Annotated in this window: 3 protein-coding genes; all 3 read right to left on the bottom strand. The window is 66.3% G+C overall.

Annotated elements, in window-relative coordinates; translation table 11 throughout:
- Positions 1-50: 50 nt before the first annotated feature.
- The 3 genes from OG300_RS08565 to OG300_RS08555 are packed head-to-tail and all read right to left on the bottom strand — an operon-like array spanning position 51 to position 24,933.
- Positions 51-1,436: a cytochrome P450 gene (locus OG300_RS08565; protein ID WP_405493908.1), complete on the bottom strand. Its 1,386-nt coding sequence runs from the start codon at positions 1,434-1,436 to the stop codon at positions 51-53.
- Entirely contained in the window at positions 1,433-11,863 is a 10,431-nt protein-coding gene (locus tag OG300_RS08560) for an SDR family NAD(P)-dependent oxidoreductase (RefSeq protein ID WP_405493906.1), read from the bottom strand. The genes OG300_RS08565 and OG300_RS08560 overlap by 4 nt, the downstream gene beginning before the upstream one ends.
- A complete protein-coding gene (locus tag OG300_RS08555; protein WP_405493902.1) occupies positions 11,863-24,933 on the bottom strand; it encodes an SDR family NAD(P)-dependent oxidoreductase in 13,071 nt (4,356 codons plus the stop codon). Before OG300_RS08555 ends, OG300_RS08560 begins: the two co-directional genes overlap by 1 nt.

Genomic DNA, 24,933 nt, shown 5'->3' with positions numbered 1-24,933 from the left:
ATCATGGACCACTCGACCCGATGCTGCTGATTCATAATCTCTGTCATTGCTCAACGCTTCCGTGTAGTCGCCGTGATCTTCAATCGATAGGGCGCGGGCCGAAAAGTTCCGTGTTCGTTGATCACCAAAGGTTCACCGTCAGTGGCCAATTCGAAATCCGACAGGATTCGAGCGATCAGCAATGTGGCTTGCTGGAGCGCGAACTGACGACCGATGCAGCTGCGCGGCCCGACACCCCAGGGCTGGAAGAATCGCTCAGGATTGGCCCGGAGACGGTCGGCTTCGAAGCGATACGGATCGAAGGCGTCGGCGTCCGGACCCCATACGTCCTTGTCGCGCTGCGCGGCCAAAGCCAGGACGAAAACCCTTTGCCCGGCAGGAATCAGGTAACCACCGAGATTCTGGTCGCTGCGAGCTTTCCGGAGGTAGCCGGGCGCCGGTGGCCACAATCTCAGGCACTCGTTGAGGACATGCCGAACCAGCCGCATCCCGGTCACTGCCTGGTAATCGAACCCTCCTCGACCGGAAATCTCGGCGCGCAGCTCCTCCTGCAACTGCCGGTCAGCGGCGATACAGTGCAATACCACCTCCAGCAAGGCTGACGTGGTCTCGGCCCCGGCGACCAGGAAGTTCAAGAATTGCGCACGCAAATTTTCCGGAGGCAACCGTTGACCGGTCTCGGGATCGCTCGCTGTGAGCATCAGGTTGAGCAGGTCTTCATCGTCCGTCGGATGCTGTAGCCGATCGGCGATGATGTCGTCGGCAAATCCGTTCAGCGTTGCGATATGGCGGCGCACCCTGGGCTCACGTTGCCACCTGCGAAGGATGCCGATCCCGGGCAGTTGACTGCTGACGTCCGCCGTCATTCGCAGCATGGCCGCCATGGAATCAAAAAACGCACGAGATGCGGAGCCGCCGGTCGCATCACCGAAAAGCCCCAGATTCCGACCGAATCCGGCACGGCCGATAGCTTCTCCCGTAGCGCGCGACATGGCCGAATGCACGTCGACGACACCACGACTGCCTGACCATTCCGCCACGAGGTCATCCGCCAGCCCCTGCATCGCCTGGTGATAGCGGCGCATCGCCGTTTGCGTGAATGCCGGAGTGAAGATGCGGTGTGCCTGTCCCCATAATGGATCACTGGAATCTGCAGTGAACAGACTGCGCGGCATGAATCGCCGAAGTTCGGTCACGGGACCGTACAACTCCCGTTCCCAGTATCGCTCGTCCGAACATTGCGCAGCGAGCCGACCGCCTGCGACGTAGATGAAGTGCAGCCCCACGACCTTGCGTTCATAAATAGGACCGAGCGATGCGGCCATTGCCATCTCGTTCTGCAATGGACGTCGGCGGTCGATACTGCGGATATCACCCAGTAGGGGCACACGGCCAGGCACATGCGGGATGTCCTGCCGAATCAGCGATGTTGTCATGAGATACCAAATTCATCCGCGAGCATGTCCAACAACGATTCGTCACTCATGGCCATAATTTCCTCCGACGAGTCCCGATCTTCATTCGCCCGACTGGCGATTCGGGTCACGTTCAACAATTTCGAGTAGAATTCATTGCTGAGCGTCTTGCTGTCGACCATCTCCATGACCTCTTTTTCCAGGCGCGCTAAAGCGTCGGAAACACCGGTGTCGGTGAGCTGGGCAAGGATGTGCGCGGTCACCGCGTCCGGTGTCGGATAGTCGAAGATCAAGGTTGCTGGCAACCGCAACCCGGTAACGGAATTCAACCGGTTGCGGGTCTCGACCGCGGTCAACGAGTCGAATCCCAGGTCCCGGAAGTTGCGGTCCGCATCGATGGCCGCACCACTGTCGTGTCCCAGCACGGCCGCGATCTGACCGCGAACCGCGTCCAGGACCACCGCTTGCTGTTCGGTCGGCGCCAGCCCCACCAGCCGCTGCCGCACACCCACCGCGCCCGGCGTGCTGCTGCGGACGGTGGCGAGCATCCCCTCCAGCAACGGAGCCAGCGTGCCCGCGCGGGCACCGGCAGCCAGCGCAGCCGTGTCCACCCTGGCGGCGACCACACCCGCACGGCGTTGGGCCAACGCGGCGTCGAACATCGCCAAGCCCTGCTCGTCCGACATCGCCAGCACCCCGATACGACCCATCCGCGCGTTATCGGCATCGCCGAGATGTCCGGTCATCCCGGTGCCGGTCGCCCACAATCCCCATGCGATCGACACCGCGGCCTGGCCACCGATACGGCGGTGCTCGGCAAGCCCGTCCAGGAACGCGTTCGCCGCCGCATAGTTGCCCTGCCCAGCGGTGCCCAACACACCCGCGACCGAGGAGAACAACACGAACAACGCCGGATCCAGCTCGCGGGTCGACTCGTGCAGATGCCATGCCGCGTCGGCCTTTGCCGCCAGCACCGCATCCACCCGATCCGGAGTCAACGACACCACCAGACCGTCGTCGAGCACACCCGCGGTGTGCACCACACCGGTCAACGGCGCCCCCTCGGGAACCGCGGCCAACAACTCCGCCACCGCCTCCCGATCCGACACATCACACGCCACCACCCGCACCCGCGCACCCGACCCGGTCAACTCCGCGACCAACTCCGCCGCCCCCGGCGCCGCCGGACCACGACGGCTGGCCAACACCAACGACCGCACCCCGTACGCGGTCACCAGATGCCGCGCCAGCATCGATCCCAACCCACCGGTACCACCGGTGATCAACACCGTGCCCGCCGACACCGCCGCCATCACACCCGAATCCACCCCGGCCTCCCCCATCGGGAGGCGGACCAGTCGAGCGGTGTGCAACACCCCGGAACGGATCATGACCTGGGGTTCACCACACGCCAATACGGCGGCCAGATCCTCGACGGGGCGGCCCGCGGGAAGGTCGGTGTCGACGAGCACGATCCTGCCCGGATCCTCCGATTGCGCCGAACGCACCAACCCCCACAGGGCCGCCCCGGCCAGATCCTCGACCTGCGCACCGTCCGCCGCGATCGCCCCACTGGTCAGCACCACCAATGTGCTTGCGGCGAAACGTGATTCGCTCAGCCAGCCCTGCATCACGACCAGCGTGTCGGACAACGCTCGACGCACTCGCCCCGGCATGTCGACATCGCCTGCGGTGCGGTCGCGCAGGTCGAACACCACAACCGGCGGTACCGATGCGGTCTCGTCCCTGATCCAGGACCGGAAGTCCGCGACACCGGCGAACACCCGCGACACCGGCACCGAGGTCGGGGTGGTGGTCCGGGTCGGGGTCCATTGCACTGCGCACAGTCGGTCGCGTGCGGTGGCTGTGCCCAACTGTCCGGCGGACAGCGGACGTGACGTCAACGATCCGACCGTCAACACGGGGTGTCCGGCGCTGTCGGTGATCTGTATCGAGACCGCACCCGTATCGGTCGGTGAGATCCGGGCCCGCACCGTGGACGCGCCGACCGCGTGCAAGGTCACCTCCGACCACGCGAACGGCAACATCACCCCGGTGTCGGCACCGGAATCGGTTTCCGCCGTAGCCAGCACCGCGGCATGCAACACCGCATCCAACAGCGCCGGATGCAACCCGAACTCCGACGCATCACTCACCGAATCCGGCAACGAGGCCTCGACGAACAACTCCTGCCCATGACGCCACAGCGACCGCAACCCCTGGAAAGTCGGACCGTAGTCATATCCCAGATCGGCCAGCACCGAATACGCGCCGTCCACCGGCACCGGCACCACACCACGCGGCGGCCACACCGCGGGCATTTCCGGCACCGGACCGGCAATCACCGAGTTCGAGGAAGATACGCCCCGATCGAGTACCGCCTCAGCATGAGTGACCCACCCCGCCTGCGGGTCCCGCGCAGCACGGGAATACACCACCACCCTGCGCGCACCTTGTCCCTGCCCATCGGGTCCATCGACCACGACCTGCAACTGCACCGGGGTCGCGGCGGTCAACACCAACGGAGTCGTCACCGTCAACTCCCGCAGCACCGGACACCCGACCTCCGCACCCGCCCGCATCGCCAACTCCACAAACCCGGTACCGGGGAACAACACCGTGCCACCGACCGCGTGATCCACCAGCCACGGTTGCATCGCCGACGACAACTGCCCGGTCAACACCACCCCACCCGAATCCGCCGACGCCAGTATCGCCCCCAGCAACGGATGGTCTGCCCCCGACAGGCCCAACGACACCGCATCGGTGACCCCCGACGAGGTCAACCAATACCGGCGGCGCGTAAACGCATAACCCGGCAACTCCACCCGCCGACCACGACCTGGCGATACCGCATCCCACACCACATCCACACCCGCCACCGCCACGCGAGCCATCGAACGCGTGAACGCGACAACACTGTCCTGGTCGCGTTGCAACGAACCGACGATCACCGCGTCATGGCCACTGTCGGACGCCGAAGCGGCACAGATCTGTTCGAGGTCGACGCCCAGCAGCGGATGCGGGCTCGCCTCGACGAACATGCGGTAGCCGTCCCGGCGCAACGCTTGCACCGCCTGCTCGAAACACACCGTGTCCCGCAGATTCCGGTACCAGTAGTCCGCATCCAACTCGGTCGGATCCAGGACCGTGCCGGTGACTGTCGAGTAGAACGCCGCCCGCGACGATGCCGGCTCGAGCAATGATCCGGTCCGGGTAGGTGATCCGGTTTCGAGTACCCGCATCAGGTGATCACGGAGCTGGTCGACCTGGGGTGAGTGCGAGGCGTAATCCACTGCCACCCGCCGGGCACGAATATCACGGCGCTCACACTCGCTCAGCAGAGACTCCAACTGCTCGAGCGCACCGGACACCACCGTCGATCCCGGGCCGTTGACCACGGCCACCGCCAGCCCGTCGAACCCTTCGATCAGCTGCTGCACCCGGTCCAAGGGCGCGAATACCGACACCATCGCACCCCGACCTGCCAACACCGTCAACGCCGCCGACCGGCCGATCACGATCCGGGCGGCATCCTCGAGCGACAAACCGCCCGCGACATGGGCTGCGGCAATCTCTCCCTGAGAATGACCCACCACCGCATCGGGTACGAGCCCGACCGAACGCCACAGCTCCGCCAGCGACACCATCACCGCGAACAACACCGGCTGCACGATCTCGACCTGCTCGAGCCACCCCGCATCATCGGTAGCGAGTACATCGAGCAGCGACCAATCCACCAGCGGCGCGAACGCCCGATCGCACTCGGCCATCTTCTGCGCGAACACCGGGAACCGGGCCGACAGTCCGCGACCCATCCCCAGCCACTGCGCACCCTGGCCCGGAAACACCAACACCGTCTTGCCGGGTCCGCGGGCGGTCCCCGACACCACATCGTCGGCGGGCAGCCCCAGGGCCACCGCGTCCAATCCATCCAACAACGCCGCCCGGTCGCCGCCCACGACCACCGCGCGCTGCTCGAACCGCGTCCGACCCGCCAACGTCACCGCCACATCGGCCGGATCCACCTCCGGACGCGCGCGCAGGTAGTGCGACAACCGACCCGCCTGCCCCGCCAACGCCTCCGAGGTCCGACCCGACACCAGCCACACCACCGGCCCGTCCCCGCAGTCACCGGCTTCGGGGACGGGGTCGGTCGCCGATTCCGGCGCCTGTTCGAGAATCACGTGCGCATTGGTGCCGCTGATACCGAACGCCGACACCGCGGCACGACGCGGCCGATCGACCGTCGGCCAATCACGTTGCGCGGTCAGCAGTTCCACCCGCCCAGCAGTCCAATCCACATGGCTGGACGGCGTATCGACATGCAGCGTCTCGGGCAAGATTCCGCGCCGCAGCGCCTGCACCATCTTGATCACACCGGCCACACCCGCAGCCGCCTGAGTGTGCCCGATATTCGACTTGACCGACCCCAGCCACACCGGCCGATCCGCAGGCCGATCCTGCCCATAGGTAGCCAGCAACGCCTGCGCCTCGATCGGATCACCCAACGTCGTACCGGTCCCATGCGCCTCCACCGCGTCAACCTCGACCGCCGACAATCCGGCATTCGCCAACGCCCGCCGAATCACCCGCTGCTGCGAAGGACCGTTCGGAGCAGTCAGACCATTCGACGCACCATCCTGATTCACCGCCGAACCACGCACCACCGCCAACACCGCATGCCCATTACGCCGAGCATCCGACAACCGTTCCAGCACAAGCACACCCGAACCCTCACCGAAACCGGTCCCGTCAGCCGCATCAGCGAACGGCTTACACCGACCATCCGGCGCCAACCCCCGCTGCCGCGAAAACTCCGCAAAGGTTCCCGCGGTCGCCATCACGGTGACCCCACCAGCCAAAGCCAGCGAACACTCCCCCGAACGCAATGCCGCCACCGCCTGATGCAACGCCACCAGACCCGACGAACACGCCGTATCCACCGATACCGCAGGCCCTTCCAACCCCAGCACATACGACACCCGACCCGACACGATAGCGCCGGCATTTTCGCTCTGTGGGTAGTCGTGATACATCGCGCCGACGTACACCCCGGTGTCGCTGCCTCGCAGCGTCCCAGGCCGAATCCCGGCGTGTTCGAGTGCCTCCCAGACGGTTTCCAGCAGTATCCGCTGCTGCGGATCCATCGAGATCGCCTCACGCGGGCTGATCCCGAAGAATTCCGCGTCGAATTCGGCTGCGTCGTAAAGGAATCCGCCCTGATCCGAGTACGACTTACCCGCCGCACCGGGCACGGGATCGAAAATCCCGCCCCAACCACGATCGGTCGGGAACGTCGAGATCACGTCACGACCGTCGACCACCAACCGCCACAACTCCTCAGGAGAGGACACCCCGCCGGGGAACCGGCAACCCATCCCCACGATTGCCACCGGCTCCGACGACAACACCGGCGACACCGATTCCGAGGTCGCCGCATCGGCGGACGGGCCCGACAACTCCCCATCGATGAACTGAATGAGCGCCGCCGGCGTCGGATGGTCGAACACCAGGGTCGCGGGCAGTCGCAAGCCGGTCCGGGCCGACAGTCTGTTGCGCAACTCCAGTGCCGTGAGGGAATCGAATCCCAGGTTCCGGAAGACGGTGTCCACATCGATGGCGGCGATCGAATCGTGCCTCAGGACCGCCACGATCTCGCGTCGAACCAGGTCTCGAATGATCCGACTCCGCTCGACTGCCGACGCCGCGCGGAGGCTGTCGGCCAGTCCGCGCTCACCTCGGGTGGAAGTGCCCGCCGCCCGGGCCGGCATCGCCACCAAGCGCCGAAACAGCGGTGCCAGCGTCCCCGCGCGAGCTTTGTCACGGAGCGAGGGCAGGTGCCAGCGCACCGGAAGGACATGGGCCCGATCCACGCCGAGCGCCAGGTCGAACAGCGCCAATCCCGCATCGGTGTCGAGCGGCGACACACCGCTATCCGCCATGCGAGCGACATCCGTGTCATCGAGCGCACCGGTCAGACCGCTGCGCTCTGCCCAGAATCCCCAGCCCAGGGAGATCGCAGGCAGCCCTTGCGCTCGACGGTGTTGTGCAAGCCCATCGAGGAAGGCATTCGCAGCCGCATAGTTACCCTGGCCGGCGCCACCGAGGACCGCAGAGACCGAGGAGAACAGCACGAAGGCCGACAGCCCGCGATCCATGGTCAACTCGTGCAGGTTCCATGCCGCGTCCGCCTTGGCGGCCAGTACATTTCGGAACCGCTCCGGAGTGAGGGATTCGATCACTCCGTCGTCCAATACCGCGGCGGCGTGAATGATCGCCGACAGTGGCTTGTCTCGCGGAACCGCAGCCAGCAGATCACTCAATGCCTGCCGGTCAGCGATGTCGCAGGCCGCCACCGTCACCGCAACACCGTGAGCGGACAGCTCCGTGACGAACTCCGCGGCACCATCGGCGGTCATGCCCCGGCGACTCACCAGCAACAGGTTTCGCACACCGTGCGCACCGGCCAGGTGCCGTGCGACCGCGCGGCCCAAGGTTCCGGTGGCGCCGGTGATCAGTACGGTGCCGTCGGCCGGGAATGGCGCGGTCTCGGTGCCGACCGTGCGGGTCAGGCGAAGCGCATGCAGAACACCATCGCGTACGGCCACGACCGGCTCACCGGTAGCGAGGATCGCGGGCACGATGTCGGTCACGGCCCCCGCTTCATCGGAGCTGTCACCGTCGACCAGGACGATCCGGTCCGGGTGCTCGGTTTGTGCGGAGCGAACCAGCCCCCACACCGCGGCTGCCGCAAGGTCTCCCGGGGCCTCCGAATCCAGGGTTGCCGCACCGCGCGTCACGACAACGAGGCGCGATTCGTTCCCTTGCTCGTTGGCCAACCACTGCTGCAGATCGCGCAGCACGCCCGACACCACATCCTGGACGCGCTCCGGCATGCCGCCCTCGCCCACCGGGCAGTGTATGACTGTCACGCTGTCCGAGGGCTGCGCCGGCGCGGCAGCCTGCACCTGTTCCCAGCAGAGCTCGAACAGGGCATCAGGACGCTGAACGCCGAGGGGCCTCAGCGTGAGCGAACCGACCGACATCACACCTCGACCGGTGCCGTCTGCGACCTCGAGTGCCACCGAATCGGTCCCCAGCGGAGTCAGCCGCACCCGAATAGCGTTGGGAGATGCGGCATTTGACCGCACGTCGCTCCAAGAGAACGGCACCATCCCACCGTTGCGCTGTCCCAGCGCATGGAGAGCCGCATCGAGCAGCACCGGATGCAGCCCGAACCATCGTGCTTGATCCATCAGTGGCCCGGGTAGGACGACTTCCGCGAACAGTTCCGCACCGCGCAGCCATACCGCCCGCAGACCGCGGAAGGCAGGGCCGTACTCCATGCCGTGGGTGGCGAGATCGTCGTACCAGTGCGACAGGTCGAGTTCCCGCGCCCCTTGCGGCGGCCACTCGGTCAGGTCGGCGACCACGCCACCGCCTGCGGCCGGGACGAGTGTCCCACTGGCATGCAAGAGCCAACCGGAATCTGCGTCATGGGAGTACAGCCGTAGCGACTGACGCCCGTTCTCGTCCGGCTGCCCCCGATGAACCTGAACCTCGACAGCGCCATCGGCGGGCAGCGTCAACGGAATGTGCAGGGTGAGTTCCTCGAGCAGACACTCCTCGCCGCAGACCATGTCGAGCAACGCCGTTCCGGGGACTACATGCTCACCCCGAACCCGGTGATCCGCCAGCCAGCCGTGCGTTCGCACCGACAGTCGTCCGCGCTGGATGCTCTCGTCGCTCGACGCGAGGGCGACGGGAGCACTCAAAAACGGCCGCGGTACTTCCAGCCAGTAGCGCCGGCGCTGGAAGGGATAAGTGGGCAAATCGACGAGGCGTGCGCCGGTGTCGTCGAAGAGCGGCCGCCAGTCGACGGGTACACCCTCGGTGTACAGGGCCGCCATGGCTTGCAGGAACTGTATGAAGTCGCTCTCGCCGCGCCGCAAGGTCCCTGGTGCGACAGCGTCGGTCACAGTTTCCTGAATCGCGGGGATGAGCACCGGATGCGGGCTCACCTCGAGAAAGGTCCGCCGACCGCCGTCGGCCAGCGCGCGGATTGTCTCGGCCAGCCGGACCGGCTGCCGAAGGTTCCGGTACCAGTACTCGGCATCCAATGCGGACCCGTCGAGACGACCGCCGGTGACTGTGGAGAAGAAGTCGATGTCGCCGGTACCCGGCGAGATGTCGCGACCGGCCGCGAGCACCTGATCACGGATCGCCTCGACGTGGACGGAATGAGAGGCATAGTCCACTGGGATGATTCGAGCCCGCACGCCCAACCGTTCACACTCGGCCACATAGGATTGCACGGCTTCCACATCACCCGAGACCACGACCGAAGTGGGACCGTTCATCGCCGCCACGCTGACCCGGTCCCAGGCGATATCCGCGGCAGCCAGACCGATCGAAGCCATGGCGCCATGGCCGGACATGCCATCTGCAATAGCCTTGCTACGCAACACAATCAAACGTAGCGAGTCTTCGAGCGACAACAGCCCAGCCACACATGCGGCAGCAATCTCCCCCTGGGAGTGACCGACAACAGCGGACGGTGTGACACCCACCGACCGCCAGAGTGCTGCCAATGACACCATCACCGCGCACAGCACCGGCTGTACGACGTCGACCCGCGCCAGCAGCTGTTCATCCGCCAATGCCTCCGCGAGAGACCAATCCACCAGCCCGGCGAATACTCGCTCACACTCAGCCATTCGAGCGCCGAACACCGGCATGGACTCCCACAGGCCGAGCGCCATGCCCACCCATTGCGAGCCTTGCCCAGGGAACACCCAGACCACCGAATCCGTCGTGGCGGCGGTCGACACCGGAATGAATCCGTCGGCGAGTGCGCGCAGCCCGGCAATGATCTCGGCGCGGCCCGAACCTTGTACTACCGCACGATATTCCAGTGCCGGTCGTCGCGCGCAGGAGTAAGCGATGTCGAGAGTTGAAACGGTTGAATCCCGCTCGATGCGATCGAGCAGCCGCACAGCCTGCGCGCGCACAGCAGCCGCCGACCGACCGGACACCACGACTGGAACGTGCGTGCGGGCAAGACCATTGGAGCCGGCCGCCGCTGCCACGGGGGCCTCTTCCAAAATGACATGTGCATTGGTCCCGCTGATGCCGAACGATGAGATCCCGGCACGGCGAAGCCGACCCTGCTCCGGCCAGGCAATCATCTCCGAGGCCAACCGCAGGGGACTCGCAGACCAATCGAGATGTGCTGTCGGCCGGTCGATGTGCAGGGTGGGCGGGATCGTGCGATTTCGCATCGCCATGACAACCTTGATCACGCCCGCGACACCGGACGCCGCCTGAGAATGGCCGATATTGGACTTCACCGATCCCAGCCACAGTGGCTGATCGGCAGCGCGACCCGCACCGTAAGCCTCATCGAGGGCGTGCAATTCGATCGGATCGCCCAGCGGAGTGCCCGTCCCGTGCGCTTCGACCAGGTCGATATCGGTGGGTCGCAGGCCCGCGGCGGAAAGCGCCGCACGGATGACCTGCACCTGGGATGGCCCGTTCGGCGCGGTGAGGCCGCTGCTTGCGCCGTCCTGATTGATGGCAGATCCTCGCAACACCGCGAGCACCGGGTGTCCGAGTCGCTGTGCATCCGAAAGCCGTTCCAGGACAAGCACACCGACGCCTTCGGCCCAGCCGGTGCCATCCGCCTCGGCCGAGAACGCCTTGCATCGGCCGTCAGGTGAGAGCCCGCCCTGGCGAGAGAACTCCAGGAATACATTGGGTGTCGACATCACGGTGACACCACCGGCCAGCGCCATGCCGCACTCCCCCGACCTCAGCGCTTGCGCAGCCATGTGCAGGCTGACCAGCGAGGACGAGCACGCGGTATCGACCGTGACCGCCGGGCCCTTCAGTCCCAGGAAATAGGAGACTCGACCGGACGCCACGCTGGGCAGGCTGCCGGTGAGGAGTTGTCCTTCGAAGTCGCCGGAGTCATCGAGAAGTCGTGAACCGTAGTCGTTGTACATGACGCCGAGGTAGACACCGGTGGGGCTGCCCGCGAGCGACAGCGGATCGACACCCGCACGCTCCAGTGCCTCCCATGACACCTCGAGCAGCAGTCGCTGCTGCGGATCCGTCGCCAACGCCTCCCGTGGGGACATGCCGAAATGGCCGGCATCGAATTCCGCTGCATCGTGGAGGAAACCGCCGGTGGTAGTGGTACTGCGCAGCAGCGCCTCGGGATCCCAGCCGCGGTCTGCGGGAAAGTGCCCGACCGCATCCGCCCGGTCGGCCACGAGCCGCCACAAATCTTCCGGCGAGTACACGCCGCCCGGATAGCGGCAGCCCATTCCGATGATGGCAATGGGCTCGGCGGCTACGGATTCCAGTTCGTGTATCCGACGCCGTGCACGTCGCAGCTCGGAGGTGGCGCGCTTGAGGTAGTCGAGGAGCTGTTCATCACTCATCAGGGCTTCTCCAGCTCTTCGTCGATCATGGCAAAGAGGTCTGCTGCTGTTACGTCGGCAAGCTCCCGGTCGTCGTCCGAACCTTCCGGATCGGACCTGGACAGGGCAGACAACATTCCCCGCAGCCTGACAGCGATCGCGGTGCGCAGCTGATCGTCGTCAACCGATCGCAGTGTGGTCTCCAGGCGGTCCAGCTGCGTGACAATCGTTGGCGGGCTGGGTGTTTCGCGGTCCGCGATCCGTTCCAGGAGATGCGCGGCCAAGGCGAACAGCGTCGGGAAGTCGAATATCACCGTGACGCTCAGCGACAGGCCGGTAGTCGCGTTGATACGGTTGCGCAGCTCGAGCGCGGTGAGCGAGTCCAGGCCCAACTCCAGGAAACCTCGGTCCTCTGGAACGGAGTCGGGCTCTCGATGTCCGAGCACCTCCGCGATCTCGGTGCGCAACAATTGCCGGACGGCCATCTCCCGTTCGTAGGTCGGCAGTGCGCTCAGGCGCTCCCGCAACGTCTGCGAACTGTCGATGGAACGGTGCTCCAGGCGCCGAACTCGCCGGGGAAGCAGGCTGTGCAGCAGGGCCGGCGCTTCTCCAATTCCCAGGCCGGCCGGGTCGAGACGCATCGGCAGCAAGTGGGGCAAGTCGGCGACGAGTCCGGCGTCGAACAGGGCCAAGCCTGCCTCGGTCCGCAGGGCTCGCAGTCCCCACCGTGAAATTCGGCACAGCTCGGTGTCGCCCAGCCGCCCGGTTATTCCACTCTGCTGCTCCCACAGACCCCAACCCAGTGAGACCGCAGGCAGTCCGTGGTATCGGCGGTGGTGAGCCAACCCATCCAAGAAAGCGTTCGCGGCGGCGTATGCGGCCTGCCCCGCAGTGCCCATCGTTGCCGCAACTGACGAAAACAGCACGAATGTCGAAAGATTCGCGTCACGAGTCAGCTCATGCAGGGTCCACGCAGCGTCCATCTTGGTGGCCAGCACCGCATGCAATCGTGCCGGTGTCAGAGCAGAGAACACCATGTCATCGACCACGCCGGCAGCATGGATCACCGCACCCAACGGGCGGTCGGCCGGGAGGGCCGACACCACCCCTTCCAGTGCTGCGCGGTCGGCGACATCACAGGCGACGACATCGACGGTGGCACCTGCTGCGGCGAGTTCCGCGGTCAGCGCAGCCACACCGGCAGCGTCCGGGCCTCGCCTGCTGAGCAGCAGCAGGTGGCGTGCCCGGTGTCGGTTCACCAGGTGCCGGGCAATTTCGGCACCGAGGCCGCCGGTTCCCCCGGTGATCATCACGGTGCCGTCAGGATCGAACACGTCCGCCTCGGGTGCGACAGCACGTGTTCGGGACAGACCAGGAGTGAACAGCTTCCCATCACGAACCGCGATCTGGTCTCGGCCGGTCGCGAGCACGGCAGCCAGGAGTGCGTTCGCATCACCCGTTTCGTCTATGTCCACCAACATGATTCGGCCGGGATTCTCGGTCTGCGCCGACCGAACCAGGCCCCAGACGGTCGCACCCGCCAGGTCTATGTCGTGATCCCGCGCTACCGCCACCGCGTGTCGGGTGAGCACAACCAAACGGTCGTCGCCCGCTGTCGCCAGAAACTGCTGGACCTGTCCCAGCACGGACTCAGCTACGTCGTGGACCATCTCGACGCCTGCCGGACGAGCCGACTCCGCCACGGAAATTAGCACCGCAGGACTCGTTTCGGCTGGTATTGCCGGGTCTATCTCCGACCAGTCGACATGGAACATCATCGATTCGAGCGGGGCCGCCGCCAGCGGTCGAAGAGTCAGCGAATCGACGGACATCCACGCGACGCCGTTGTCATCGGCAAGATTCAATGCCACCGCGTCATCGCCGAGGGCGGTGATTCGCACTCGCAACCGACGGACAGTCGTAGTCGCGGCATGCACGCCACTGAAGGAGAACGGCAGGACCGGGCCTCTCGTCACGGCCAACACATGCAGTGCCGCATCCACCAAGGCCGAGCGTGCTCCCGAGCTGCCGGTCCCTTCGCGCAGCTCTACTTCGACGAACAGCTCTGCTCCGCGGCGCCATGCGGCACGCACATTTCGGAATCCGGGCCCGTACTCCAATCCGACCGCGGCAAGTTCGTCGTACCACAGTGCGACATCCAGGGTTTCGGCCTCGGCCGGCGGCCACTGCGCGAGATCGGCGACGGCGACCTTCGGATGTGCCGCGGCCAAGAGCCCGGTGGCATGCAATTGCCACTCACTGTCGGTGCGGGCATGCAGCCGCAGCGGGCGCCGACCGAACTCGTCGGGATCCCCTACCGCGACCTGGATTTCGGTTTCGTGGCCATTCGGTACGACGACGGGGCTCAGCACGGTCAGCTCATCCACGACCTCGGCTCCGACCGCGACACCCGCCTGGAGCGCCATCTCCAGCAACGCGGTTCCCGGCACGATCACCCGGTGCTGCACTCGATGGTCGGACAGCCACGGATGCGTCCGCATCGACAATCGCCCCGTGAGAATGACACCCAGCCCCTCGGCCGGTTCCACCACAGTGGTCAACAGCGGGTGCTCGGGACTGGCATCGAGCCAGTACCGCTCACGCTCGAACGGATAGGTCGGCAGGTCCACTCGTCGAGCGCCGGTGCCGGCGAACACAGTGGACCAATCCACCTCCACACCGCTGACGTGCATTCGACCCAACGCGGAAACCAGCGCTTCGATCTCAGGTTGCCCGCGCCGCATGGTCGGTACGAGCAGCGCATCGGCGGATTCAGGCAGACATTCCTCGATCATCGGAGTGAGCACCGAATCGGGACCGACCTCGACGAACCGCGTGACGCCCGCGCCGGCCAGAAAGGCGACTGTGTCGGCCCAGCGCACGGTGTCACGCACATGGCGCACCCAGTACTCGGGCTGCTGCGGCGCTGCGGCCACCAGCGCCATGACCGGCTCAGCGAACTCGAGGTTCGCCACGATCGAACGGAACTGCGGCAGCATCGGCTCTATCAACGGAGAGTGAAAAGCATGCGAGACGCGTAACTGCCGAGTTCGGTTTCCCCGAGCCGCGACCTGGGCGGCCACCGCATGCACATGCTCCGCGATGCCTGCGACAACCACCGATGATGGGCTGTTGACCGCAGCGAGCGATATCAGGTCCTGATATCCGGCCAGAAGCGGCACTACCTCCTCTTCCGTGCCGTGGATGGCAACCATGGCACCACCGGCAGGCAACGCCTGCATCAGCCGGCCGCGCGCTGCCACCAGAGTGCAGGCGTCCGGCAGCGACAGCACACCTGCCACGTGGGCCGCGGCAATCTCACCGATCGAATGTCCGGCCACGAAGTCCGGTCGCACGCCCATGGACTCGAGCAGCCGGAACATGGCCACCTCGAACGCGAACAGGGCCGGTTGCGTCCACTCGGTCTCATCGAGCAGGTCGGCCTCCCTGGCCATGACCTCGCGAAGCGACCGGTCGAGATGCTGATCGAACTCCGCGCACACCTGATTCAGCACGCTGTCGAACACCGGGAACAGTGCCGCCAGGTCCTCGCCCATGCCCACCCGCTGCGAGCCCTGACCGGTGAAGACGAACGCGGTCTTACCCCGATCCCGCGCACCTGGCACGACAGTCGCCGCGGCCACGCCCGCCACGACCGAAATCAGTCCTTGACGCAGTTCGTCGGTATTCGCCGCGATGACGGCCGCACGATGCTCGAGATGTGACCGAGTGGTTGCGGCGGAGAACGCGACATTCACCACTGCCGACCGGTCGTCGAGGGCCGACAGCATCTGCTCCGCCTGCCTGCGCAATGCCCTGGGAGTCCGGCCGGAGAGCAGTACGGGAACCGGGATTGATGCTCGTGGCGTTTCATCCGGCTGCGGGGTGATGGTTGGTGCTTCGAGGATCACGTGCGCATTGGTGCCACTGATACCGAATGACGACACTCCCGCCCGCCAGGGCCGGTCGACGGAAGGCCAGTCGCGATCGGCTGTGAGCAGCTGCACCGCACCGGAGGACCAATCCACGTGGGGTGACGGCTCGGTCACGTGCAGTGTCTTCGGTAGACGACCGTGCGACATCGCCATGATCATCTTGATCACGCCGCCGACACCCGCAGCGGCCTGGGTGTGCCCGATGTTGGATTTGAGCGAGCCCAGCCACAGCGGTTCGCCGGCCGGGCGGTCCTGTCCGTAGGTCGCCAATATCGCCTGTGCTTCAACGGGATCGCCCAACGGCGTCCCGGTCCCGTGGGCTTCGACAGCGTCGACACCGGACGGGGACAGTCCCGCACTGCTGAGGGCTTGCCGGATCACCTGTTCCTGAGAGGGACCATGTGGTGCGGTGAGTCCGTTGCTGGATCCGTCTTGATTGACCGCGCTTCCGCGCAGGACCGCGAGGACGCGGTGTCCGTTGCGTCGCGCATCGGACATCCGCTCCACCACGAGTAGACCCACGCCCTCGGCCCAGCCGGTGCCGTCCGCAGCCGCCGAGAACGCCTTGCACCGCCCATCGACGGAAAGCGCCCGCTGCCGGGAGAACTCCACGAAGGTGGTGGGAGTGGCCATCACGGTCGCCCCACCCGCCAGGGCGAGGGTGCATTCACCCGCCCGCAGCGCCTGTGCGGCCAAATGCAGCGCCACCAGCGACGACGAGCACGCGGTGTCCACCGATACCGCCGGCCCTTTCAGACCCAGGCAATAGGCCACCCGTCCGGACGCGACACTCGGAGCGCTGCCGATGAACAGGTATCCCTCCAGGGCGCCAGGATTCTCGAGCGCTCGCGTCGCGTAATCGCTGTACATGACGCCGGTGAACACACCGGTGTCGCTACCGCGTATCGAGGTCGGCGCAATTCCCGCGTGTTCCAGTGCCTCCCAGGCTGTTTCGAGTAGCAAGCGCTGCTGTGGGTCGGTCGCCAGGGCCTCCCTCGGCGACATCCCGAAGAAGTCGGCGTCGAAGTCCGCGGCGTTGTCGAGGAATCCCCCACATCGCGTGGAGCTGCGCTCCGACGCCTCGGGGTCAGGGTCGTACAGACCATCGACATCCCAGCCACGGTCACGGGGGAACTCCGTCACTGCGTCGACACCATCGGCAACGAGCCTCCACAAATCCTCCGGCGAGGCAACGCCGCCCGGATAACGGCAGCTCATGCCGACAATCACGATCGGATCTTCGTCGTGGCGGGTCACTGTCGCCACCGCCGTCGGAGCCGGTGCCGGTGCCGCACCGAACAGCTGGCCGGTCAGAAAGGTGGCGAGTTCCTCGGGTGTCGGATGGTCGAACACGAGGGTGGGCGGCAGCCGCAGCCCGGTGGCCACGGCGAGCGCATTGCGGAGTTCCACCGCTGTCAACGAGTCGAATCCCAGGTCGCGGAACGCGCGATCCGGATCGATCCCGATCTCGTCGTCATAACCCAGCACCGTGGCGACTTGAGCCTGAACAAGACGCCGCATCTCAGCGGTCCGATCCCGTTCGGCCACGCTGTGCCACCGATCTCGAACCGTGCCCGTCGCCGGAGTCGGTGCGGACGAATGACGTTTGCCCACGGGATATTCGAGTCGCGCAGCCGAGATCCGTGCCGGAAGCACGTGTGCGCGCCCGAGCCCCAAGGCCATATCGAACAGCCGCACGCCTGCTTCCGCCGAGATCGGCCGCAGACCGCGCGCCGCCAGCCTGCGGCGGTCGGTCTCCGTCAGCGCGGCCGTCATGCCCGCGACGTCCTCCCACGGACCCCACCCCAGCGAGACCGACGCCAGCCCCCGCCCGTGCCGATACTGAGCGAGCCCGTCGAGAACCGCGTTCGCTGCGGCATAACCGGCCTGACCCGCGGTACCCAAGCTGGCCGCCACCGAGGAGAACAGCACGAAAGCTGACAGTTCCAGGTCTTTGGTCAGTTCATGGAGGTGCCAGGCGGAATCCACCTTCGCTGCCAGTACCGATTCCGCGGAGTCCATGGTCAACGCGGTGAACACGGCGTCGTCGAGGACGCCCGCGGCATGCACGACAGCCCGCAACGGTGCCTGCGCCGGGACTTCTGCCAGTACCGACGCCACCGCATCTCGGTCGGCCAGGTCCGCTGCCAACACGCTGACCGACGCGCCCGACCCGCGAAGCTCCGCGACCAATTCGTTTGCGCCCGGGGCATTACCACCACGTCGGCTCACCAACAACACACTGCGTACACCGTGCCGAGTCACCAGATGCCGGGCGAGCACGGCGCCCAGCGCACCGGTACCTCCGGTGATCAACACCGTCCCCTCCGGACCGAACACCTCGGCATCCGAATGCGATTTCGGGGCAGGGGCGAGTCGCAGCGCAGACATGCGACTCGCCCGGATCACGACCTCGGACTCACCGGTGGCGAGCACAGTGGACAGCAGGTCTTCGACCCCATCCGGATCGTCGGTGTCCACGAGAACGATCCGACCCGGATTCTCGGTCTGGGCGGAGCGCAGCATTCCCGATACCGCCGCGCCGGCCAGATCATGGCCGTCGAGGGCCTGGTTGGTGACCACCACGATCGGCGCGTCCCCCGGTGCGGCCAGATGGGATTGCACTGTGTCCAGCACCGAGCGGACGAGTCGGCGAACCGTCGCGGGGACGTCACCCGCACTATCGCCGAAGGCCTCGAGTACCACCGCGTTACCGGCACTGTGCACCGATCGGACCGCGGGCAACTGCACCCGATCGATGACGAACAGCGAGTCCTCAGCAAGTCCCGAGGCAGGCTGCGCCCGCAAGGTGACCTGGGCCGAGAACACCCGTTGGCCTCCTTCGGCTTCGCTGACCGTCACAGCGAAGCGGTCCGGGGCATTCGCGACGATGTGCGCTCGCAGGTGCCTGCTCGTCGTCGGACGGATCTGCACCTGCGCCCAGGAAAACGGGATTTTCGGCTGTCCTTGACTGTCCCCCAACGCCTTTGGCCCCACTGCATGGAGCACGGCATCAAGAATTGCGGGATGTACCAGGAAACCGGACCGAGTGGATAAGTCCTCCGGCAGCGCTACCGCCGCAACGACTTCCGCACCTTGCTCCCACACCGCACGCAGCCCTTGGAAGGCCGGCCCGTACTCCAGGCCGACCTGCGCGAGTTCGTCATACAGATGCGTGAGATCCACTGGCACAGCGTCGGCGGACGGCGGCGCCACCGGGTATGTGACCGCCTCGGTTGCCGAGCCGAGCAGACCGGAGACATGCAGCTGCCACGGTTGACCCGCTACCCGCGAGTGCAGGGCGAATGATCGCTCCCCCACCTCGGTCGGGGCGCCCACCAACGCCTGCAGTTCCACCACCGTCGTCTCGGGAACTTCCAGCGGTTGCCGCAGCGTCAGCTCAGCCACCTGCGGACAGCCGACGCGATCGGCGATCCACGCGGCCAGCTCTGCCAGTGCCGTGCCGGGCAGAACAGGCCGGTCCCACACCCGGTGGTCGAGCAGCCAGGGATCTCGCCGCGCCGACAGTCTCCCGCGGAAAAGGACGCCCCCACTGTCAGCGACAGCGATGACGTCTTCGAGGAACGGGTGCTCGAGCCGGTCCGAGCCCGTATGGCCGGACGTGACCAGCCAGTGGCGGCGGTGCTGGAACGCATACGTCGGCAGCTCGATCGGGCCGGCGTCGGTGCCTGCGAAGACTTTTCCCCAGTCCGGACCACTAGCGTTCAGGTGGAGGCTGCCCATGGCGGTGAGCAGGGCGGCATCCTCGGGGCGGTCCTGCCGCATGGTCGCCGTGACGAGCCATTCTTCGTCCGGCAACCGGCTGCTCTCCACCATTTTGGTGAGCGTCGCATCCGGACCCAGCTCGACGAAGCCAGTGACGCCGCGCTCGGCCAGGGTCCGAATCGCGTCGTGGAACCGCACCGGCTCGCAAGCGTTCCGCACCCAGTATTCCGGCGAGCCGAGCCGATCGTCATCGAGAGCACGGCCGGTGAGGGTGGAGATGACCGGGATTCGCCCTGCGCTCGACCGAAGGCCGTGCAGCGCGGTAGCCAGCTCGTGGGCGATCGGCTCCATCAACGAGGAATGGGAGGCATAGTTCACGCGCAACCACGCGGTGCTGCGACCTTGCGCAGCGAAGTGATCGACGATCCGGGCCACCGCAGCTTCGGATCCCGAAATCACCACGGAGCGTGGACCATTGACTGCCGCGAGCGAAGCTCCGGCGGTCAGCAACGGCAGCACCTCGTGCTCAGCGGCCGCTACGGCTGCCATCCTTCCGCCCGGAGGCAGCCCCTGCATCACTCGGCCGCGAGCCGCGACCAGCGCACACGCATCGGGCAGGGACAGGACATCGGCCACGTGGGCGGCGGCGATTTCACCGCTCGAATGGCCTACCACGAAATCCGGTCGCGATCCCCAGCTCTCCAGGAGCCGAAACAAGGCGACCTGGAGGGCGAACACCGCAGGTTGGGTCCACTGAGTATCGTCGAGCAGCTCGGCCTCCGGCGACCCCGGCGCGGCGAACATGATCTCGCGCAGCGGACGACCCAGGTGGTGCCGAAGTTCGTCGCATACCTCGTTCAAGGCCGTGCCGAACACGGGAAACCGTTCGCACAGTTCTCTTCCCATGCCGGGGCGCTGGCCACCCTGTCCGGTGAACACGAACGCCGTCCAGCCCTTGGACCGCTGCCCGCGGACCACGTCGGGCGCCCACGTGTCGCCTGCCACCGCTTCCAGGCTGTGCAGCAGGCCTTCGCGATTCGACACCGTCACCAGTGCCCCGTGTTCGAACACCGAGCGCCCGGTGAGCGAGGTATAGGACACGTCGGCCGGTCGCAGTTCGGGATGAGACTCCAGGTGTTTGCGGAGTCGGTAAGCCTGATCACGCAGGGCCCGCGGCGTTCGGCCGGAGATCGCGACAGGAACGACGGGCGATTCCTCCGCAGTATCGTCGTGCTCGTCGAAGGCGGGTGCTTCTTCCACGATGACGTGTGCGTTGGTACCACTGATGCCGAATGAGGAGATGCCCGCGCGACGCGGCACGCCATTCGACGGCCATTCCTGTGCTGTGGTGAGAAGTCTTACGCCGCCGGAAGACCAATCCACGTGTGGTGAGGGCGCGTTCGCATGCAAAGTCCGGGGCAGGATGCCGTGTCTCAGTGCCATCACCATCTTGATGACACCGGCGACGCCTGCGGCCGCCTGCGTGTGTCCGATATTGGACTTCAGCGAACCCAGCCACAGTGGGTTCGTCGCGTCACGGTCATGCCCGTATGTCGCGAGGACGGCGTCGGCCTCGATCGGGTCACCGAGCCGGGTGCCGGTGCCGTGCGCCTCCACCGCATCCACATCGCCGGCGGTCAGGTCGGCATTCGCCAAGGCATCACGAATTACTCGCTGCTGGGACGATCCGTTCGGTGCGGTCAGGCCGTTGCTCGCCCCGTCCTGGTTTATCGCGGTACCCCGCACTACAGCCAGCACCCGGTGGCCGTGTTGTCGTGCCGCGGACAACCGCTCCAGTACCAGGACGCCGACGCCCTCGGCCCATCCGGTGCCGTCCGCCGCGGCGGAGAATGCTTTGCACCTGCCGTCGGCCGAGAGGCCGCCCGCTCTGGCGAACTCGACGAACATACCCGGCGTGGCCATGATGGAAACTCCGCCGGCCAGAGCCAGCGAAGACTCCCCCGATCGCAGGGCGTGCACGGCGAGATGCAGTGCGACCAACGACGACGAGCATGCCGTGTCCACGGTTACCGCAGGGCCTTCGAGACCGAGCGCGTAGGCCAGACGCCCGGAGATGACGCTGGACGCGCTCCCGGTCAGCGCATGTCCCCCTAGGCTTTCCGGCACGTCCGCCAGGCGCGGGAGATAGTCCTGTGCCATCGCGCCGACGAACACGGCGGTGCGACTTCCACGCAGTACGACCGGATCGATGCCTGCTCGTTCCAATGCCTCCCACGCTGTTTCCAGCACCAGTCGCTGCTGGGGATCCGTGGCCAGCGCTTCTCGAGTGCTCATGCCGAAGAACTCGGCGTCGAAATCGCCTTGGCCGGTGAGGAAGCCGCCGAACTGTGGTACCGAGTCAGCTACCTCCCAGCCCCGATCCTCGGGAAACCCGGTAATCGCATCGGTGCCATCGGCCACCAACCGCCACAACTCATCCGGTTCGGACACTCCGCCCGGTAGTCGGCACGCCATGCCCACGATGACGATGGGATCGGAATCGGCGACCCGTGCGGAGGTGCGCCGGCGTCCGACAGACCCATCGCGCAAGTGCTGCACCACGGCGGTGATGGTGGGATAGCTGAACGGCAGACTTGTCGGCAGTGGCAGGCCGGTCGACCGTTTGAGTCGTCTCACCAATTCGACGGCGCGTGCCGAGTCGAATCCGAGGTCGCGGAAGGTCCGGTCGGGGTCCACCATGGTGGCATCGCCGTGCCCGAGCACGACCGCCGCCTGTGCGCGCACCAACGCCAGCAGCGCACCGCCCGCATCCCCGCGCTGCACATCGCTCAGCTCGAGCAGATCGACTGGCGCATAAGCTTTTTGGTCAACCTGGTCTTCGTCGAACCAGTACCGTTGCCGTTGAAACGGGTAGGTAGGCAAGTCGAACACACGGGCACGGGCACGGGCACGGGCACCATCGAAGACAGCCCGCCAGTCCACCGTCACCCCGCACGCGAAGAGCTCGCCCATCGCCAGCAGGAACCGCCGGAACTCGTCCTCACCTCGACGCAACGTACCGAGTACGACCGCGTCCGGCACCGTCTCCTGTACCGGCATCGTCAATACCGGGTGCGGACCGACCTCCACGAAAACCCGATGGCCTGCAGCAGCCAGTCCCCGGATCGCATCCTCGAGACGTACCGGCTCCCGCAGATTCCGATACCAATACTCGGCATCCATCGAAGACGGGTCCAGCCGACCGCCGGTCACCGCGGAGTAATAGGCGATGTCACTCGGTTGTGTCACGACGTCGCGCCCCGCCGCCAGCACAGCCTCCCGAATCGTGTCCACCTGAGGCGAATGAGACGCGTAGTCGACCGGGATCACCCGCGCGCTGATCCCACGGGCCGCACAGTCAGCGACATAGCCATGCACGTCGGCAACCGCACCCGACACCACGACGCTGTCGGGACCGTTGAGTGCCGCGACGGTGACACCCGCATGGCCGACCTCTCCGGCGGCCACAGCGATCGATGCCATCGCGCCATGACCCGACAGCCGATCGGCAATCGCGCGACTGCGAAATACGCTCAGCCGCAACGCATCCGGAAGCTCCAGCAGGCCCGCTGCGCACGCCGCCGCGATCTCACCTTGCGAATGACCCACCACCGCAGCCGGAACCACACCCACCGAGCGCCACAACTGCGCCAACGACACCATCACCGCGCACAACGCCGGCTGCAGGACATCCACACGCTGCAATGCCTGCTCATCACCGAGCACATCACGCAACGACCAATCCACCAACCCGTCCAACAGACGCGCACACTCGTCCATCCGCGCCCCGAAAACGGGCGACGACTCCCACAACCCCCGAGCCATCCCCACCCATTGCGAACCCTGCCCGGGGAACACCCACACCACACCAGAACCGGAAACAATCTCGCCCTCGACCACATTGGCCGCACCACCGCCGGCAGCCAACGCACGCAGACCGGCACACAGCTCACCGCGATCCGACGCCACCACCACTCCACGGTGCGCGAAGTGCGTACGCCGAAGGGCGGTCGAAGCGCCGACGTCCACCGGCACGGCAGCGGGCTCGGCCGTGACGAAGTCCAGCAGCCGTGCGGCCTGAGCACGCAACGCCTCGGCAGTTCGCCCCGACACCGGCACCGCCACCGCGGTAGTACCTTCTTCTTCTCTTTCGGCGGATCGGCCCGGATCGGGCGGAGCGGCCACCACGAGGTGACAGTTCGTGCCACCGACGCCGAAGGACGAGACACCCGCCAGCGCCCGGCCCGCGGCAGGCCACGCACGCAAACTGTCGTTGAGGCGCAGCCGCCCGGCCGCAAAGGGAATGTTCGGGTTGGGCTCGCGGTAGTGCAGGCTCGGCGGAAGCGATCCGTGCCGGATCGCGAGCGCGGCCTTGACCAGCCCGGCGATACCGGCCGCGCTTTCGAGGTGACCGATATTCGTCTTGACGGATCCGACCATCAGCGGGTTCGCGTCGTCACGACCGGGCGCGAACACCGAAGCCAGTGCCCCCGCCTCGATCGGATCCCCCACAACCGTCCCGGTCCCGTGCAATTCGACATAGTGCACGTCGGCCGGATCGACACCAGCGTCGGCGTACGCGCGACGGAGCAATTCCGTCTGCGCCTCGACAGTCGGTGTGGTCAGGCTGTCGCCGCAATCGTGATTCACGGCCCCACCGAGAATCACGCAGTAGACGGGGTCGCCCTCGGCAACGGCGTCGGCGAGCCGCTTGAGCACGACCATGGCGCCGCCCTCGCCTCGGACGAAACCATTGGCGCGCGAGTCGAAGACATGGCACCGGCCATCCGGCGAAAGCACCCCGGCACGAGCCAGCGCAAGGCCACCGTCGACCGTGAGATTCAGGTGCACCCCGCCCGCCAGCGCCAGATCGGACCGACCAGAGCACAAGCTCTCGACAGCCGACTGCACGGCGACCAGCGACGACGATTGTGCTGTATCCACCGTGACACTGGGACCGCGTAGACCCAACGCATGTGACACCCGATTGGCGATCGAGCTGCGGCTCAAACCGGCCAGCGTGTGCTCGGAAACCGCCTCGGGACCGCCGTCGTGCACAAGTGCCGCATAGTCATCGCCGGCAGCGCCGATGTAGACGGCGACCCCTTCAGCACTCAGTCGGTCCTCGACTATGCCGGCGTCTTCGATTGCTTCCCAACTCAATTCGAGGGCCAGACGCTGACGGGGATCAGCAGCTGCGGCCTCCGGACGCGACATCGCGAAGAACTCGGCATCGAAACGGTCCACTTCGGGTAGGAATCCTCCGCGGCGCAGCACAGCCGCCTCGGGAATCTCGTCGAGGCGCCACCGCCCGGCGGGCACCTCGGAGGTCGCGTCCACTCCGCCCCGCAGCACCTGCCAAAAGCCACGGGGGTCGGCAGCACCGGGGAAGCGGCAGGAAAGACCCACGATCGCGATCGGCTGGTGCAT

Origin of the sequence: Nocardia sp. NBC_00511 (assembly GCF_045161165.1) — a bacterium.
Lineage (GTDB): Bacteria > Actinomycetota > Actinomycetes > Mycobacteriales > Mycobacteriaceae > Nocardia.
This window is presented reverse-complemented; position numbering and strand designations above follow the sequence as displayed.